This window comes from Streptomyces sp. NPDC043996, from assembly GCF_056435225.1.
This window is the reverse complement of sequence record NZ_JBWKEY010000016.1, coordinates 153,124-168,374: the sequence shown is the minus strand read 5'-3', so window position 1 is coordinate 168,374 and position 15,251 is coordinate 153,124. Positions and strand designations below refer to the sequence as shown.

Sequence of the window (15,251 nt, the reverse complement as noted above, 5' to 3'; positions counted from 1 at the left end):
TTCGTGAGGTGAGGCACAAGGGGGGTACTACGCGTGCGGGGAGTACTTCACCGTACGCGACCGGACTGACACCGACCAGGGCCGTCGGTCCGCTCCAGGGAGAGGGACCGGCCCACTCGGGTTATGGTCTGATCCACAGACACAGGAGGCACTCGGTTTGATCTACGGCGCAATGAAGTTTTCCATCGGAGGGCCCCTGAAGCTCGCCTTCAGGCCCTGGGTGGAAGGCCTCGAGCACATTCCCGCCGAGGGCCCCGCCATCCTGGCGAGCAACCACCTGTCGTTCTCGGACTCCTTCTTCCTGCCCGCGGTTCTCGACCGCAAGGTCACGTTCATCGCGAAGGCCGAGTACTTCACCACCCCCGGAGTCAAGGGCCGGATGACGGCCGCCTTCTTCAAGGGCGTCGGCCAGCTGCCCGTGGACCGCTCCGGCGCGCGCGGCGCGGGCGAGGCCGCCATCAAGAGCGGCATCGAGGTCCTGGAGCGCGGCGAGCTGTTCGGTATCTACCCCGAAGGCACCCGCTCGCCCGACGGCCGCCTCTACCGGGGCAAGCCCGGCGGCCTCGCGCGCGTGGCGCTCGCCACCGGCGCGCCCGTCATCCCCGTGGCGATGATCGACACGGAGAAGATCCAGCCGCCGGGAAAGGTGATGCCGAAGCTGATGCGGCCCGGCATCCGCATCGGCGAGCCGCTCGACTTCAGCCGCTACCAGGGCATGGAGCACGACCGCTTCGTGCTGCGCGCGGTGACCGACGAGGTCATGTACGAGATCATGAAGCTCTCCGGCCAGGAGTACGTGGACATCTACGCGACCGCGGCGAAGCGCCAGCTCACGGAGGCGGCCAAGGCCGCGAAGGAAGCCGTGAAGGCGGAGAAGGCGGAACGGGAACGGTCCGGGGCCTAGCGGCGTCGGCGCGAGGGGGGCGGTGCCTGGGGTGGGGTCATTGAGGTGAAGCCGTTTTCTCTGCGAGGGCGACCGCAACCATCGATGGAGAAACCACGACGGTGAGCAACCCGGTCCGCGAAAGCGGCGCCGGTTGAGGCGCAAAGGGTGGGGCGTCATGAGGATGTCGGTCGAGCTGCCGCTGTGGCGCGCGCTCGCCGCGTACCGCGTTCTGACGATGCTGTACGCCATCGCCCTCTTCGTCGCCGCGCACGGCGACTTCGCCCGCCCCTGGGTGGCCGTCGCCTACTTCGCGGTGCTCGCCGTCTGGACCCTCGCCACCCTGCCGAAGGTCGCCGGCGCCGAGACCTGCACCAGGGCGTTCCTCGCCGTGGACCTCGCGGTCGCGCTCACCGGCATCCTGCTGACCCGGGCCGCCGACGCCCCCGAGCGGATCGCCGACGGCGGCCCGACGCTGCCCTCGATATGGGCCGCGGGCGCCGTGCTCGCCTTCGCGATCAAGGGCGGCTGGCGGTGGGCGGCGCTCGCCTCGCTGCTCGTCGGCGTCGCCAACGTCGTCCAGCGCGGCGCCTTCAGCCGCGACACCGTCCACAACGTCCTGCTGGTGTGCATCGCCTCCATCGCCATCGGCTACGTGGTGGAGGTGGCCCGCGCCTCCGAGCGCACCCTGGCCCGCGCCCTGGAGATCGAGGCCGCGACCCGCGAGCGCGAGCGCCTCGCCCGCGACATCCACGACAGCGTGCTCCAGGTGCTCGCGATGGTGCAGCGCAGGGGCAACGCCATCGGCGGCGAGGCGGCCGAGCTCGGCCGCATGGCGGGCGAGCAGGAGGTCGCCCTGCGCACGCTGGTCGCCGGGGGCCTGGTGCCGCCGAGCCAGGTCTCGGAGGACGCCGCCCTGGGAGCCGTCGTCCGTGGCGCGGCGGAGCCGGACGAGGCGGCACCGGCGGCCGACTGCGATCTGCGGGCGCTGCTCGTGCCGTACGCAGGGTCCCGCGTGACGCTGTCGGAACCGGGCGCCCCGGTGCCGCTTCCGCCGCACGCGGCCCGGGAACTCGCCGCGGCCGTCGGCGCGTCCCTGGACAATGTGCGCAAGCACGCGGGGGAGGCCGCGCGCGCCTGGATCCTGGTCGAGGACGAGACGGACGTCGTCATCGTCACCGTCAGGGACGACGGTCCCGGCATCCCGCGGGGGCGGCTCGCGCAGGCCGAGGGCGAGGGGCGGCTCGGCGTCGCCCTGTCGATCCGCGGCAGGCTGCGGGACATCGGCGGCACGGCCGAGCTGATCTCGGTGCCGGGCCAGGGAACGGAAGTGGAACTACGCGTCCCCAGGGACGCACGGGGGAAGGCGGAAGCGATCCGATGAGCGAGCAGCCTGAGCAGCCTGAGCAGCACCAGCCGGACGCCGCGGAACCGGTGAAGGTGATGGTCGTCGACGACCACCCGATGTGGCGCGACGCCGTCGCCCGGGACCTCGCCGAGTCCGGCTTCGACGTGGTGGCGACCGCGGGCGACGGCGAGCAGGCGGTGCGCCGCGCGGGCGCCGTGGCCCCCGACGTCCTCGTCCTCGATCTGAACCTGCCGCTGAAGCCCGGCGTCCAGGTGTGCAAGGAACTCGTCGGCGCCAACCCCGCCCTGCGCGTCCTCGTCCTGTCCGCGAGCGGTGAGCACGCCGACGTCCTGGAGGCGGTCAAGTCCGGTGCCACCGGCTACCTCCTGAAGTCCGCGTCCACCGCCGAGCTGATCGACGCGGTGCGCCGCACCGCCGTCGGCGACGCGGTCTTCACGCCCGGCCTCGCGGGCCTCGTCCTCGGCGAGTACCGCCGCCTGGCCTCCGAGCCCGCGCCCGCCGCGGCCGACGAGCCCGGCGCCCCGCGCCTGACCGACCGCGAGACGGAGGTCCTGCGCCTGGTCGCCAAGGGCCTGAGCTACAAGCAGATCGCCGAGCGCCTGGTCATCTCGCACCGCACGGTGCAGAACCACGTGCAGAACACCCTCGGCAAGCTCCAGCTGCACAACCGGGTGGAGCTCGTGCGGTACGCCATCGAGCGCGGCCTCGACACGGAGGAGCCCGGCGGGGCGTGACCCCGAGGAGCGCCCCCCGGAAGTGACCACCTTCGGGTGAACCCGATCGATCACCTCACTGGCAACTCCCGTACCACGCAACGGAATTCACCGTTCGCCCCATCCCGGAGTGACGCGGATCACCATTAGCGTGGCTCGCGTCAGCGCAACCGCGGCGAAGGGACATTTCCATGCGGGTAGGAGTTCTGACCGGAGGCGGCGACTGCCCCGGGCTCAATGCCGTGATCCGGGGCGTCGTCCGCAAGGGCGTACAGGAGTACGGGCACGACTTCGTCGGCTTCCGCGACGGCTGGCGCGGGCCGCTGGAGGGCGACACCGTTCAGCTCGACATCCCGGCCGTCCGCGGCATCCTGCCCCGGGGCGGCACCATCCTCGGCTCCTCGCGCACCAACCCCCTCAAGGCCGAGAACGGCATCCGCCGCATCAAGGAGAACCTCGCCAAGCTGGAGGTCGAGGCGCTCATCGCGATCGGCGGCGAGGACACCCTCGGCGTCGCGGCCCGCCTCACCGACGAGTACGGCGTCCCCGTCGTCGGCGTACCGAAGACCATCGACAACGACCTGTCCGCCACGGACTACACCTTCGGCTTCGACACGGCCGTCGGCATCGCCACCGAGGCCATCGACCGCCTCCACACCACCGCCGAGTCGCACATGCGCGTGCTCGTCGTCGAGGTCATGGGGCGCCACGCGGGCTGGATCGCGCTGCACTCGGGCCTCGCGGGCGGCGCCAACGTCATCCTCATCCCCGAGCAGCGCTTCGACGTCGACCAGGTCTGCGCCTGGGTCACCTCGCGGTTCAAGGCCTCGTACGCCCCGATCGTGGTCGTCGCGGAGGGTGCGATGCCCAAGGACGGCGACGTCGTCCTCAAGGACGAGTCGCTCGACTCCTTCGGACATGTGCGCCTGTCCGGCGTGGGGGAGTGGCTGGCCAAGCAGATCGAGAAGCGCACCGGCAAGGAGGCCCGTACGACGGTCCTCGGCCACGTCCAGCGCGGGGGCACCCCGAGCGCCTTCGACCGCTGGCTCGCCACCCGCTTCGGGCTGCACGCGATCGACGCCGTCCAGGACGGCGACTTCGGGAAGATGGTCGCGCTGCGGGGCACGGACATCGTCCGCGTCCCCATCGCCGACGCCACCGCCCACTTGAAGACGGTGGACCCGGCTCGGTACGCCGAGGTGGGCGTCTTCTTCGGCTGACGGTGTGCTCGCGGCTGGCTCCCTCTGTGGGCAGCTGGTCCGCCCAGAGGGCGGAACGGGTGGGCACAGCCCACAGCCGCCGGGGCACCGGTAGTAGAGGGGGCGCCCAGCCGCCGGGAACCGTATATTCACCCTGTACGGCACACCTGGTACCCCAAACGGGAGTGACCCCGTGGAGATTCTCGCCTTCGGCGTCCAGGCAGACGAGCGCCCCCTCATCGAGAAGGCCTTCGCCCCGCACCACGACATCCGCTGTCTGGACGTCTTCCTCAACGAGGACACCGCCCCGATCGCCGCCGGCTACGAGGTCATCTCCACCAGCGTGAACGCGAGTCTCGACAACCGCGTCCTGCAGACGCTCGCCGCCGGCGGCACCCAGATGATCGCCCAGCGCTCGACCGGCTTCAACAACATCGACCTCCAGGTCGCCGAGCGCCTCGGCCTCACCGTCGCCCGCGTCTCGTCCTACTCCCCGTACTCCGTCGCGGAGTTCGCCTGGACCCTGGCGATGGCCGTGAACCGCCGCGTCGTCCGCGCCAGCAACCGCACCCGCGACTTCGACTTCCGCCTCGACGGCCTGATGGGCCGCGATCTGCACGGCCGCACCGCCGGCGTCCTCGGCACCGGCAAGATCGGCGAGGCCTTCACCCGGATCGCGTATGGCTTCGGCATGAACCTGCTCGGCTGGGACGTCGCCGAGAACCCCGAATGCGTACGGCTCGGCATGAAGTACGTCGACAAGGAACAGCTCCTCGCCGAGTCCGACCTGATCAGCCTGCACGTGCCGCTGCTGCCCGCGACCCGGCACCTGATCGACGCCGACGCCCTGCGCGCGATGAAGGACGACGCGATCCTGGTGAACTCCAGCCGCGGCGGCCTCATCGACACCGAGGCCCTGGTCGCGGAGTTGCGCGCGGGCCGCTTCACCGGCGTCGGCCTCGACGTGTACGAGGCCGAGGCCGGTCTCTTCTTCCTCGACAGGTCCCTGGAGGTCGTCGACGACGACACCCTGGCCCGCCTCGTCACCTTCCCGAACGTGGTGGTCACCTCGCACCAGGCGTACTACACCGAGGACGCCGTCGGCCAGATCATCGACGTCACGGTCGCCAACGTCCTGGACTACCTCGCGGGCCGCCGCTCCGAGAACGTGCTGGTGCCCGGGCTCCCGGCCAGCTGACCGAGCAGCTCGCGCACCACCGCGGCGCCGCCCAGCGAAAGCACCGACTCCGGGTGGAACTGGAGCGAGGCGAAGCCGGGGCCGCGCAGCGCGTGCACCTCGCCCGTCGCCCGGTCCCGGCTCACGTCGACGCCGTGCGCGGCCAGCTCCAGCTCCGCGTCGTCGTCGCAGCGCGCCACGTGACTGTTGTAGAAGCCGACCGTCTCCCGCCGCCCGAACAGGTCGATCGTCGTCTGCGCGCCCTGGTACGGGACGTCCTTGCGGACGAGGTCGAGGCCCAGCTCGGCCGCGATCAGCTCATGGCCGAGGCAGAGCCCGAGCACCGGCTGCCGCCGCCCTTGGATCAGCTCGGCGGCGAGCCCCCGAAGGAGCCGCATCTTCGGGTCGGCCGCGTCGGCCGGGTCGCCGGGGCCAGGGCCGAGGACGACCGGGCCCGCGTGCCGCTCCACCGCCTCGCGCAGGCCTGGCTCGTCATAGCGCCGCACGGTCACCGCGAGCCCCGACGAGCGCAGCACGTGCGCCAGCATCGCCGTGAACGTGTCCTCGCCGTCCACCACCAGGGCGTGCCCCGACAGCTCGCGCCCCGCCGGCTGCATCCGCAGCCAGAACGGCGCGAGCGAGGCCCGGCGCCCGTCGAGCGCCGCCCGCACCCGCGGGTCGTCGGCGAGCGCGGGCCGCGCGCCCTCGCCGCGGGGCCGCCCAGGCCGCACCCCGAGCGCCGCGAGCACGCCCGCCGCCTTCGCGTGGGTCTCCGCCACCTCCCCGGCCGGGTCCGAGCCGCGCACCAAGGTGGCGCCGACCGGCACCCGAAGGCGGCCGTCCGCGTCGATGTCGGCGGTGCGGATCAGGATCGGCGAGTCGAGGGTCTGCGCCCCGCCCGCGTCCCTGCCGACGAGCGCCAGGGCACCGGCGTAGTAGCCACGGCCTCCGGTCTCGTGCCGCTCGATCACCCGGCAGGCGTTCTGCACCGGCGAGCCGGTGACCGTCGCCGCGAACATCGTCTCGCGCAGCACGTCCCGCACGTCCAGCGAGGAGCGCCCCCGCAGCTCGTACTCGGTGTGCGCGAGGTGGGCCATCTCCTTCAGCCGCGGCCCGACCACCACGCCGCCCATGTCGCCGACGGTGCACATCATCTTGAGCTCCTCGTCGACGACCATCGACAGCTCCTCGGTCTCCTTCGCGTCGTCGAGGAAGCGAAGCAGCCCCTCGACGCTCGGCCCCTCGGCGGGATAGCGGTACGTGCCGCTGATCGGGTTCATGACCACCGTCCCGCCGGACATCCGCACATGCACCTCCGGGCTCGCCCCGACCAGCGTCCGGTCCCCGGTGTGCACGACGAACGTCCAGTACGCGCCCCGCTCGCCCTCCAGGAGCCTGCGGAACAGCGCGAGCGCGTCCGCGCGCCCGAAGCCGGGGATCTCGCCCTCGTACGTCCGCCGGATCACGAAGTTCGCGCCCTCGCCGCTCCCGATCTCCTCGCGAAGGACCCGGCCGACGATCTCCGCGTACCGCTCGTCGCTCACGTCGAAGCCCCGGCCCTCGACCCGCACGTCGTGCGCGGGCAGCTCCGCGAGGGCCTGCTGGAGCGGGATCTCGTACCTCTCGTCGGGCGTGAGCGCGAGGAGCGGGGTGCCGTCGTCGGTGACGTCGAAGCCGCGCTCCCTGATCTGCCGGAACGGCACGAGCGCGAGGCCATCGGGCAGGTCGGCGAGCCGGTCGTACGCGGCCACGGGGCCGGTCAGGACCTCGACCGTGTCGTGGTCGCGGCCGGGGGCGCGGCGGCGAAGCAGCGCGAAGGGACGGTCGTCGGTCAGGAGGTCGGAGAGGTGCATGGGAGCTGTTCCTTCTCTGGGAGGGAGAGGAACGGCCGGTCCCGGAAGCCGTCCGGGAAACACTGAAGGCCGCCCCTCGGGCGGCCTTCGCGATGTCTGCTGCGTACGCGCAGTCAGTGGGCCGCCGGATGAGCGGGCCACCACCAGGAACGGGTCGACTGCGTGAACATGCCCCGCACCCTAGCGCATCACGGGCGCGCCATCAGGACGTCGAGGGCCTCGTCCAGATAGGCGCCGAACTCGTCCTCGGGCGGCAGCACCGACGGCGCCGCGTGCCCGAGCTGCGCGTGGCCCAGGTAGACCGTGTACGCGAGCAGCCCCCGGCGCCGGGCCTCAGGGGCGGGGAAGCCGAGCGCGGAGAACAGGCCCGCCACATACGCGACGCGGCGCTCGGTGACGCGGCGCAGGGCCGCGGCGACCGCGGGGTGCGAGGCCGTCGCGAGCAGCGAGACCTCCAGGGGGTCGCTGGACGCCGAGCTGATCGCCTCGGCGAAGAGCAGCCGGACGCGGCGCCGGACGTCGGGCTCCGCCTCGACCTCGCTGATGATCCCCTCGGTGTTGATCTCCGTCCAGCGCTCGAGGGCGGCCTCGATGAGGGCGTCACGGTTGGCGAAGTGCCAGTAGAAGCTGCCCTTGGTGGTGCCGAGCCGGGCCGCGAGCGGCTCCACCGCGACGGCCGCGACGCCGCCCTCGCCGATCGCGACGAGCGCGGCGTCGGCCCAGTCCCGCGCGCTCAGCCGGGGCTTCGCCGGGGCTTTCCGCTGCTGCCGTTGCGCCATGACCGTACGGTACCGTACGGTTGACCATACGCCAGCGTATGGAGGTGTGCCGTGCTCGTCCCGGATGTCGTACGCAATGTGCACGAGCGGGAGATCCCGCGCCCCGCCGAGGCCGTGGGGCCGCTGATCGACCGGCTCTCCGCCCCGGACGACCCGCTCTTCCCGACCCCCGCCTGGGAGCCGATGGCCTTCGACCGGCCGCTCGCCGTCGGCGCCGTCGGCGGCCACGGCCCGGTGCGCTACCGGGTGGTGGCGTACGAGCCCGGCCGCCGCGTCCGCTTCGACTTCACCGACGCCTCGGGCGGCTTCCACGAGCTGACCGTCGAGCCGCTGGGGGAGCGCCGCTGCCGCGTGCGGCACGTCCTGGAGATCACGCCCCGGGGCCTGGAGCGGCTCCTGTGGCCCACGGTCATCCGGCCGCTGCACGACACGATCGTCGAGGAGCTCCTGGACAACGTCGAGCGCGCCGCGACCGGCACCTGCGCCCGCCCCACCCGCTGGACGCCCCGCGTCCGACTGCTCAACCGCCTTGACTGGCCCCGCGCGGAAACCGTCGACTGGCCCGAGGGTGCCCGCCTGATCCGCGCCGCCGTCGACCGCCCCGGATACCGCGACGCGTACCGCATGCCCCTGCTCCCCGGCCTGCCCCGCGACCCCGAGGCCTGGACCGGCGTGCTGCGCGGCTTCCCGGTCCTCGACCGCGAGGGCCCGGAAGTGCTCCTGGACGTCCAGGTCAAGGGCCTGACCGCGCGGGCGTCGATCCTGGTCGACGACGCGCACGTCACCCTGAGCACGGCCGTGCGGGCCGACACCGCGCGCGGACGCGCCTACTGGAGCGTGGTGCGCCTAGGGCACCCCCTCCTGGCCCGGATGGCGCTGCGGCGCACGCACCGGGCGCTCGCCCTCGCCGCCCCGAGCGCGGGCGAGCGGGCGCGAGGGGCCGCGACCGCCCAGGGCGGCGCTCCCGCTCGTGTGCTCCCCTGACGGGCGGTGAGCGGTGTCCACCGCCCGTCTCATCAGTTGGGCGGCGGGAAAGAGCACCCGACGCGACCCCGTAAGGTTGTCGAGGTGACCGTGAACGCTGATTCCCAAGCCGTCGCCGCCAAGGCGACCTGGCGCGACCTGCCCGCGGCGCAGCAGCCTGAGTACCCCGATGCCGAGGCTCTGCGCGACGTCATCGCCGAGCTCAGCTCCTATCCCCCCCTCGTCTTCGCGGGGGAGTGCGACCAGCTGCGCGCCCGCATGGGAGCCGTCGCCAGGGGCGAGGCGTTCCTCCTCCAGGGCGGCGACTGCGCCGAGTCCTTCGACGCGGTGAGCGCCGAGCACATCCGGGCCAAGCTCAAGACCCTCCTCCAGATGGGCGCCGTCCTCACCTACGCGGCCTCCGTGCCCGTCGTGAAGGTCGGCCGCATCGCGGGCCAGTACTCCAAGCCGCGCTCCAAGCCGACCGAGACCCGCGACGGCGTGACGCTGCCGACCTACCGCGGCGACTCCGTGAACGGCTTCGACTTCACCGAAGCGGCCCGCGTCCCGGACCCCGAGCGCCTGAAGCGGATGTACAACGCCTCCGCGTCCACGCTCAACCTGGTGCGCGCCTTCACCACCGGCGGCTACGCCGACCTGCGCCAGGTGCACGCCTGGAACCAGGACTTCGTGAAGTCCTCGCCCTCCGGCCAGCGCTACGAGCAGCTCGCCCGCGAGATCGACAACGCGCTCAACTTCATGCGGGCCTGCGGCACGGACCCGGAGGAGTTCAAGACGGTCGAGTTCTTCTCGTCCCACGAGGCGCTGCTCCTGGACTACGAGTCGGCGCTGACCCGCGTCGACTCCCGCACCGGCGAGCTGTACGACGTCTCCGGCCACATGGTGTGGATCGGTGAGCGCACCCGTCAGCTGGACGGCGCGCACATCGAGTTCGCCAGCAAGATCCGCAACCCGATCGGGATCAAGCTCGGCCCGACGACCACGGCCGAGGAGGCGCTCCAGTACATCGAGCGCCTCGACCCCGAGCGCGAGCCCGGGCGCCTGACCTTCATCGCCCGCATGGGCGCCGACAAGGTCCGCGACAAGCTCCCCGAGCTGGTCGAGAAGGTCACCGCGTCCGGCGCCACCGTGGCCTGGATCACCGACCCGATGCACGGCAACACCTACGAGGCGGCCTCCGGCCACAAGACCCGCCGCTTCGACGACGTGCTCGACGAGGTCAAGGGCTTCTTCGAGGTCCACAAGGCGCTCGGCACCCACCCCGGCGGCATCCACGTGGAGCTGACCGGCGACGACGTCACGGAGTGCGTGGGCGGCGGCGACGAGATCTTCGTCGACGACCTGCACCAGCGCTACGAGACGGCCTGCGACCCGCGGCTCAACCGCAGCCAGTCCCTTGACCTGGCGTTCCTGGTCGCGGAGATGTACCGGGACCAGTAGCTCTCGCTCTTACGCACGTGTGGGGCACGGATCCGTGTGATCCGTGCCCCACCGGCACATCCGGGGCTTTTGCGCACCCGATGTCGCGGGTAAGGTTAGGTTAGCCTCACCGATCAATCGGGACGGCGCTACCGATGAGTCCTGTCCGGGAGGTGAACCGCGTGTACGTCTGCAACTGTTTCGGGGTCACCGAGGCGCAGGTGAGGAAGCACGCGGCGGACGGCGCCTGCACCCCCCGCCAGATAGCGTCTGCCTGCAAGGCGGGCACGGACTGCGGTTCGTGCGTACGACGCATCCAGGCACTGCTCGGCCGGAGCGCGTGCCCGCGCCGTGAGCTCGTGGACCAGGGAGAGCCGGTGCTCTCCGGCCTGGACGAGGCGGCCTAGCTCTCCGGCTGCTCGATGAGCTGGGCGATGTACAGCGGCTCGCCGAGCTTCTCCACCAGCTCGAGCTGGGTGTCGAGATAGTCGATGTGATGCTCCTCGTCCGCGAGGATCGACTCGAAGATATTCGCGGACGTGATGTCGCCCTTGGCGCGCATCACCTCGATCCCGCGCTTGAGGCGGTCGATCGCCTCCGCCTCGATCTGGCGGTCCGCCTGGAACATCTCGGTGACGGACTGGCCGATGCGCACATGGAACAGCCGCTGGTAGTTGGGCAGGCCGTCGAGGAACAGGATCCGGTCGGTGAGCACCTCGGCGTGCTTCATCTCGTCGATCGACTCGGACCGCGTGAACTTCGCGAGCTTCGTCCAGCCGTTGTTCTCCTGCATCTTCGCGTGCAGGAAGTACTGGTTGATCGCGGTGAGCTCGGCCGTCAGCTGCTCGTTGAGGAATTCAATGACCTCGGGGTCGCCCTGCATCGCAGAGGCTCCTTCCAAGCGGGGGGACTGGCAGGTAGCGCGCATCCTTGCACTGGCGTCCGAGGGGCGTCCAGTAAGTGCAGGCTTAGTAGGAGTTGCCCGAATCCGCGTATACCTGGTCACGTCCACCGCTTCCGGTCTGTCAGGATGGAGTCATGGGTCAGCCGGTGGGTCGCACATCTCGAGACGTGGCGGGGCCGGAGCTTCCGCCGGGGCAGCGACTGCAGCGCGGCTGGCCGGTCACGCACTACGGCCCCGTGCCCAAGTTCCGCCCGGAGCGCTGGGACTTCAGGGTCTTCGGCGCCACCGCCGACGGCGAGAAGCACTCCTGGACGCACGAGGAGTTCTCGGCGCTGCCGTACGCGACGGTGGTGGCCGATCTGCACTGCGTCACGAAGTTCAGCATGGTGGGCGCCGAATGGGGCGGCGTGCTCGCCCGCGAGGTGCTCGCACTCGCCCCGCCCGCGCCGAACGCCACCCATGTGATGGTCTGGGCCGAGTACGGCTTCAGCTCGAACCTGCGGATGGCCGACTTCCGCTCCGAGCGCACGATTTTCGCCACGCACAAGGGCGGTGAACTGCTCACCGCCGAGCACGGTTTCCCGCTGCGGCTCGTGGTGCCCCACCTGTACGCGTGGAAGGGCCCGAAGTGGGTCAGGGGCATCGAGTACATGACCGCCGACCGCCGCGGCTTCTGGGAGGAGCGCGGCTACCACAACCTCGGCGACCCCTGGCGCGAGCAGCGCTACTCCTACCAGGAGGAGCCCGGGGACGGCCCCGAGCTCTGACTCGTCCCGCTGCCCCGCTAGCCCCTGAGCTCCTTCAGGCGCGCCACGTCCGCCGCGTGGCCCTCTTTCCCGCCGGGCGTCTCGATGACCAGGGGCACGCCGTCGAGGGCGGGGTGGGAGATCAGCTCCCGGAACGCCTCCTCGCCGATGTGACCCGCGCCGATGTTCTCGTGCCGGTCCTTGTGGGCGCCGACGACGTCCTTGGAGTCATTGGCGTGCACCAGTTTAAGGCGCCCCTCGCCGACGGTGTCGACCAGCAGGTCAAGGGTCTGCTTGGCGCCGCCGGGCCCGGCCAGGTCGTGCCCGGCCGCGAAGATGTGGCAGGTGTCCAGGCAGACGCCGAGCTTCGGATGGGCGTCCAGGGCCTCGAAGTACGGGCCGAAGTCCCAGGTGCGCGAGCACAGCGAGGAGCCCTGGCCCGCGGTCGACTCCAGGAGCAGATACGGGTCGTCGTCGTGCGTCAGCTCCTCGAGCAGCGGCAGCATGCGCTCGCGGACCTGGCGAAGGGCCACGTCGCGGTGCCTGCCGCCGGTCGCCGAACCGGTGTGCACGACGACGCCGAGGGCCCCGATCTCGCGCCCGCGGCGCAGGGAGTGCCGCAGCGACGCCACCGACTTCTCGACGGTCGCCTCGGTGTGCGAGCCGAAGTTGATCAGGTACGGCGCGTGCACGTACACCGGGATGTCCTCGGCCGCGCAGGCCGCGCGGAACTCCTCGTCCTGCTGGGGGTTGCCCGGCGGGGTCGCCCAGCCGCGGGGGTTGGCGACGAAGACCTGGACGGTTTCCGCGGCGAGGTCGCGGGCGTAGGCGAGGCCGGTACGGGCCAGGCCTCCGGCCACGGGGACGTGGCTGCCGACGGGGTTGCGGGGGGTGCGGGGGGACTGCCTGCTCATGCCCCCATTGTGCGGGCCCTCGCGGGGCGCCCCAGACCCGCCCCTTCCCGAACCATGGGGCTCCGCCCCCTGCCACCCCCGAAAGGCATTGGCGCTTCGCGCCTCGTCCTCAAACGCCGGACGGGCTGGATCTCCCGGCCGTGGCTGCGAAGTTTCAGCCCCTCCGGCGTTTGAGGAGCGGGGTCTGGGGCGGAGCCCCAGTTCGGGAAGGGGCGGGTCTGGGGCGTCCCACGCGGGCGCTGGGCCTAGCGGATCGTGATGGTGATCCGGGACCCCTTGGGGGCCTCGTCGCCCGCGTCCACCGACTGGTCCTTCACCGTGTCACCGAAGAGCCCGAGCAGCCCCCGGTCCACCTTGACCGCGAACCCCGCCCCCTCCAGAGCCTCCCGCGCCTCGTCGACGCTCATGCCCTCGACATCGGGGACCTCGACCATCGGCGGCCCCTTGGACAGCACCAGCGTCACCGTGTCCCCCACGGCGATCCGCTCCTCCGCCTTCGGCGACTGCCGGGCGACCGTGCCCTTGTCCTCGTCGGAGGTGACCCGCTCGGGCGCGATCTTCACCTTCAGGCCCTCGTCCTCGAGCGCCTCGCGCGCGTCGCTCTCCGAGTCACTGACGACGTCCGGGACGTCGACGGGCGTGCCCTTGCTCACGACGAGCGCCACGGCCGTGCCCGTCCTGCGGACCGTCCCGGCCTTCGGGTCGCTGCTGATGACGGCGCCCTTCGGGACGTCCTCGCTGAAGGCCTTGGTGACCATGCCCGCGCCGAGCCCCGCGTCGTCCAGCCGCTTCTTGGCCTTGGCCAGCGGCGTGCCCTCCAGGTCCGGGACCTTCACGGTCTCGGGGCCCAGCGAGACGGTCAGCGTGACCTTGCCGTTCTGGCGGATGCGCTCGCCCACGCCGGGGTCGGTGGCCATGACCGTGCCGCGCTTGTCGGTGTCGCTGTGGGCGCTCTTGACCTTGCGGACGTCGAGCCCGGCGGCGTCCAGGCGCTCGCGGGCCTCCGCCTCCGTCTTGGCGAGCAGCGGCGGCACCTCCGTGAACTGGCCGGAGTTGATGTACCAGACGCCCACGCCGATGCCCAGCGCCAGCAGGACGGCGGCTATGGCCGCCGTCACCCCGCGGCGCCGGGTCAGCCGCTGCCGGATCCGGTCGCGCACGGAGGCGGGCCTGCGGGGCGGCTGCGCGGGCGGCTGGGGCGTGGGCAGCACGCTGGTGCGGTTCAGCGGGTCCCCGCCGACACCCTCCGGCGCGGTGGGCAGCGGCAGTTGCGTCGCGTGCCCTCCGCGCGGGAGGACGCTCGTACGGTCCTCCGCGCTGCTGGCGGCGTCGGAGCCGCCGGAGCCGTTGGCGGCGCGGGTCCTGTGGGCGCCGCCGATGTGCAGGGTGTGGTCGCTGCTGGCCCGCTCGGCCGTGCGGGCCCCGGGCGGCACCGTGTCCAGCTGCTCGGCGGTGAGCGCGAAGCGCGCCTCCCGCAGCTGTGCGAGGAGCGCCACCGCGTCGTGCGGGCGCAGGTCGGGACGGCGTGCCGTGGCGGAGGCGACCAGCGCGTCCAGCTCGTAGGCGAGGCCGGGCACGGCGGCGGACGGCGGCGGCACGTCCTCGTTCAGGTGCTGGTAGAGGACCTGGGCGGGGGAGTCGCCGGAGTGCGGTTTGGCGCCGGTCAGCATCTCGTACAGGACGACCCCCGACGCGTACACGTCCACGCGGGTGTCCGCCGTGCCGTGCTCGATCTGCTCGGGGGCGAGGTACGACACCGTGCCGAGGACGGTGCCCGTGGTGTTCGTGACCGAGTCCACCGCGCGGACGAGGCCGAAGTCGGCGACCTTGACCCGGCCGTCGTCCCCTATCAGGACGTTCTCGGGCTTCATGTCCCGGTGCACGAATCCCGCGCGGTGCGCGGCGCCGAGGGCGGCGAGGACCGGCTCCAGGATGTCGAGGGCGGCCCGGGGCCGCAGCGCGCCGCGCTCGCGCAGCACGTCGCGCAGGGTGCAGCCCGCGATGTACTCCATCGCCAGATACACGTACGGGCCGTCGGTGCCCTGGTCGAAGACCCCGACCACGTTCGGGTGGGCGAGGCGGGCGACCGACTTGGCCTCCCGGATGAAGCGCTCGACGAACGAGGCGTCGGCCGCCAGCGTCGGGTGCATCACCTTCAGCGCGAGCACGCGGTCGAGGCGGGTGTCCACGGCCCGGTAGACCGTGGCCATCCCGCCGACCGCGATCCGCCCGTCCACGCGATACCGCCCGTCGAGCACCTGCCCGACGAGGGGGTCCTTAAGGGTCGTGTCCACGGAGGGAGTCTACGAGC

The 15,251-nt window shown here is 72.0% G+C and carries 15 protein-coding genes; 9 read left to right on the top strand and 6 right to left on the bottom strand.

Going from position 1 to position 15,251, the window contains the following annotated elements:
• Nucleotides 1-157 precede the first annotated feature (157 nt).
• The 5 genes from AC07A4_RS34615 (at nt 158) to AC07A4_RS34595 (ending at nt 5,362) form a co-directional block, all read left to right on the top strand.
• Nucleotides 158-904 carry a lysophospholipid acyltransferase family protein gene (locus AC07A4_RS34615; protein ID WP_478606594.1) on the top strand — a complete coding sequence of 249 codons (747 nt, stop codon included), beginning with the start codon at nt 158-160 and terminating at the stop codon, nt 902-904.
• 157 nt (nt 905-1,061) lie between these two features.
• A complete protein-coding gene (macS, locus tag AC07A4_RS34610; RefSeq protein WP_478606591.1) occupies nt 1,062-2,267 on the top strand; it encodes a MacS family sensor histidine kinase in 1,206 nt (401 codons plus the stop codon).
• Entirely contained in the window at nt 2,264-2,986 is a 723-nt protein-coding gene (locus AC07A4_RS34605) for a response regulator (RefSeq protein WP_478606590.1), read from the top strand. The genes macS and AC07A4_RS34605 overlap by 4 nt, the downstream gene beginning before the upstream one ends.
• A gap of 170 nt (nt 2,987-3,156) precedes the next feature.
• Entirely contained in the window at nt 3,157-4,185 is a 1,029-nt protein-coding gene (locus tag AC07A4_RS34600; protein ID WP_478606587.1) for a 6-phosphofructokinase, read from the top strand.
• Nucleotides 4,186-4,357: 172 nt separating this feature from the next.
• Nucleotides 4,358-5,362 (top strand): 2-hydroxyacid dehydrogenase, encoded by a 1,005-nt coding sequence (locus AC07A4_RS34595; protein ID WP_478606584.1) that lies wholly within the window; start codon nt 4,358-4,360, stop codon nt 5,360-5,362.
• Here the strand turns inward: AC07A4_RS34595 and AC07A4_RS34590 are convergent.
• The 3 genes from AC07A4_RS34590 to AC07A4_RS34580 all read right to left on the bottom strand — a co-directional run bounded on the left by AC07A4_RS34590 (nt 5,305) and on the right by AC07A4_RS34580 (nt 7,973).
• Nucleotides 5,305-7,194: an anthranilate synthase family protein gene (locus AC07A4_RS34590; protein WP_478606581.1), complete on the bottom strand. Its 1,890-nt coding sequence runs from the start codon at nt 7,192-7,194 to the stop codon at nt 5,305-5,307. The genes AC07A4_RS34595 and AC07A4_RS34590 overlap by 58 nt on opposite strands.
• A 113-nt stretch (nt 7,195-7,307) precedes the next feature.
• A complete protein-coding gene (locus tag AC07A4_RS34585) occupies nt 7,308-7,364 on the bottom strand; it encodes a trp operon leader peptide (protein WP_138966368.1) in 57 nt (18 codons plus the stop codon).
• Nucleotides 7,365-7,382: 18 nt separating this feature from the next.
• Nucleotides 7,383-7,973, bottom strand: coding sequence for a TetR/AcrR family transcriptional regulator (locus tag AC07A4_RS34580; RefSeq protein WP_478606579.1), 591 nt, complete (start codon nt 7,971-7,973; stop codon nt 7,383-7,385).
• Between the two features lie 51 nt (nt 7,974-8,024).
• On the opposite strand from AC07A4_RS34580, the gene AC07A4_RS34575 reads away from it, so the two are divergent.
• The 3 genes from AC07A4_RS34575 (at nt 8,025) to AC07A4_RS34565 (ending at nt 10,783) form a co-directional block, all read left to right on the top strand.
• A complete protein-coding gene (locus AC07A4_RS34575) occupies nt 8,025-8,957 on the top strand; it encodes an SRPBCC family protein (protein WP_478606577.1) in 933 nt (310 codons plus the stop codon).
• Nucleotides 8,958-9,041: 84 nt separating this feature from the next.
• Entirely contained in the window at nt 9,042-10,397 is a 1,356-nt protein-coding gene (locus AC07A4_RS34570; RefSeq protein WP_478606575.1) for a class II 3-deoxy-7-phosphoheptulonate synthase, read from the top strand.
• A gap of 134 nt (nt 10,398-10,531) precedes the next feature.
• Complete coding sequence (locus AC07A4_RS34565; protein ID WP_478606574.1) at nt 10,532-10,783, top strand: (2Fe-2S)-binding protein; 252 nt, start codon at nt 10,532-10,534, stop codon at nt 10,781-10,783.
• Here the strand turns inward: AC07A4_RS34565 and bfr are convergent.
• The gene (bfr, locus tag AC07A4_RS34560; protein ID WP_478606571.1) at nt 10,780-11,259 is read right to left on the bottom strand and encodes a bacterioferritin; all 480 of its coding nucleotides are present in this window, start codon (nt 11,257-11,259) and stop codon (nt 10,780-10,782) included. The genes AC07A4_RS34565 and bfr overlap by 4 nt on opposite strands.
• Nucleotides 11,260-11,414: 155 nt before the next feature.
• Between bfr and AC07A4_RS34555 the strand changes: the two genes are divergently transcribed.
• Nucleotides 11,415-12,047, top strand: coding sequence for a sulfite oxidase-like oxidoreductase (locus AC07A4_RS34555; protein WP_478606569.1), 633 nt, complete (start codon nt 11,415-11,417; stop codon nt 12,045-12,047).
• A 17-nt stretch (nt 12,048-12,064) separates the two neighbouring features.
• Here AC07A4_RS34555 and AC07A4_RS34550 read toward each other — a convergent pair whose 3' ends face one another.
• Both AC07A4_RS34550 and pknB read right to left on the bottom strand, forming a co-directional pair.
• Nucleotides 12,065-12,940 carry a deoxyribonuclease IV gene (locus tag AC07A4_RS34550; RefSeq protein ID WP_478606567.1) on the bottom strand — a complete coding sequence of 292 codons (876 nt, stop codon included), beginning with the start codon at nt 12,938-12,940 and terminating at the stop codon, nt 12,065-12,067.
• A 245-nt stretch (nt 12,941-13,185) separates the two neighbouring features.
• Nucleotides 13,186-15,234 carry a Stk1 family PASTA domain-containing Ser/Thr kinase gene (pknB, locus tag AC07A4_RS34545; RefSeq protein WP_478606564.1) on the bottom strand — a complete coding sequence of 683 codons (2,049 nt, stop codon included), beginning with the start codon at nt 15,232-15,234 and terminating at the stop codon, nt 13,186-13,188.
• Nucleotides 15,235-15,251 lie beyond the last annotated feature (17 nt).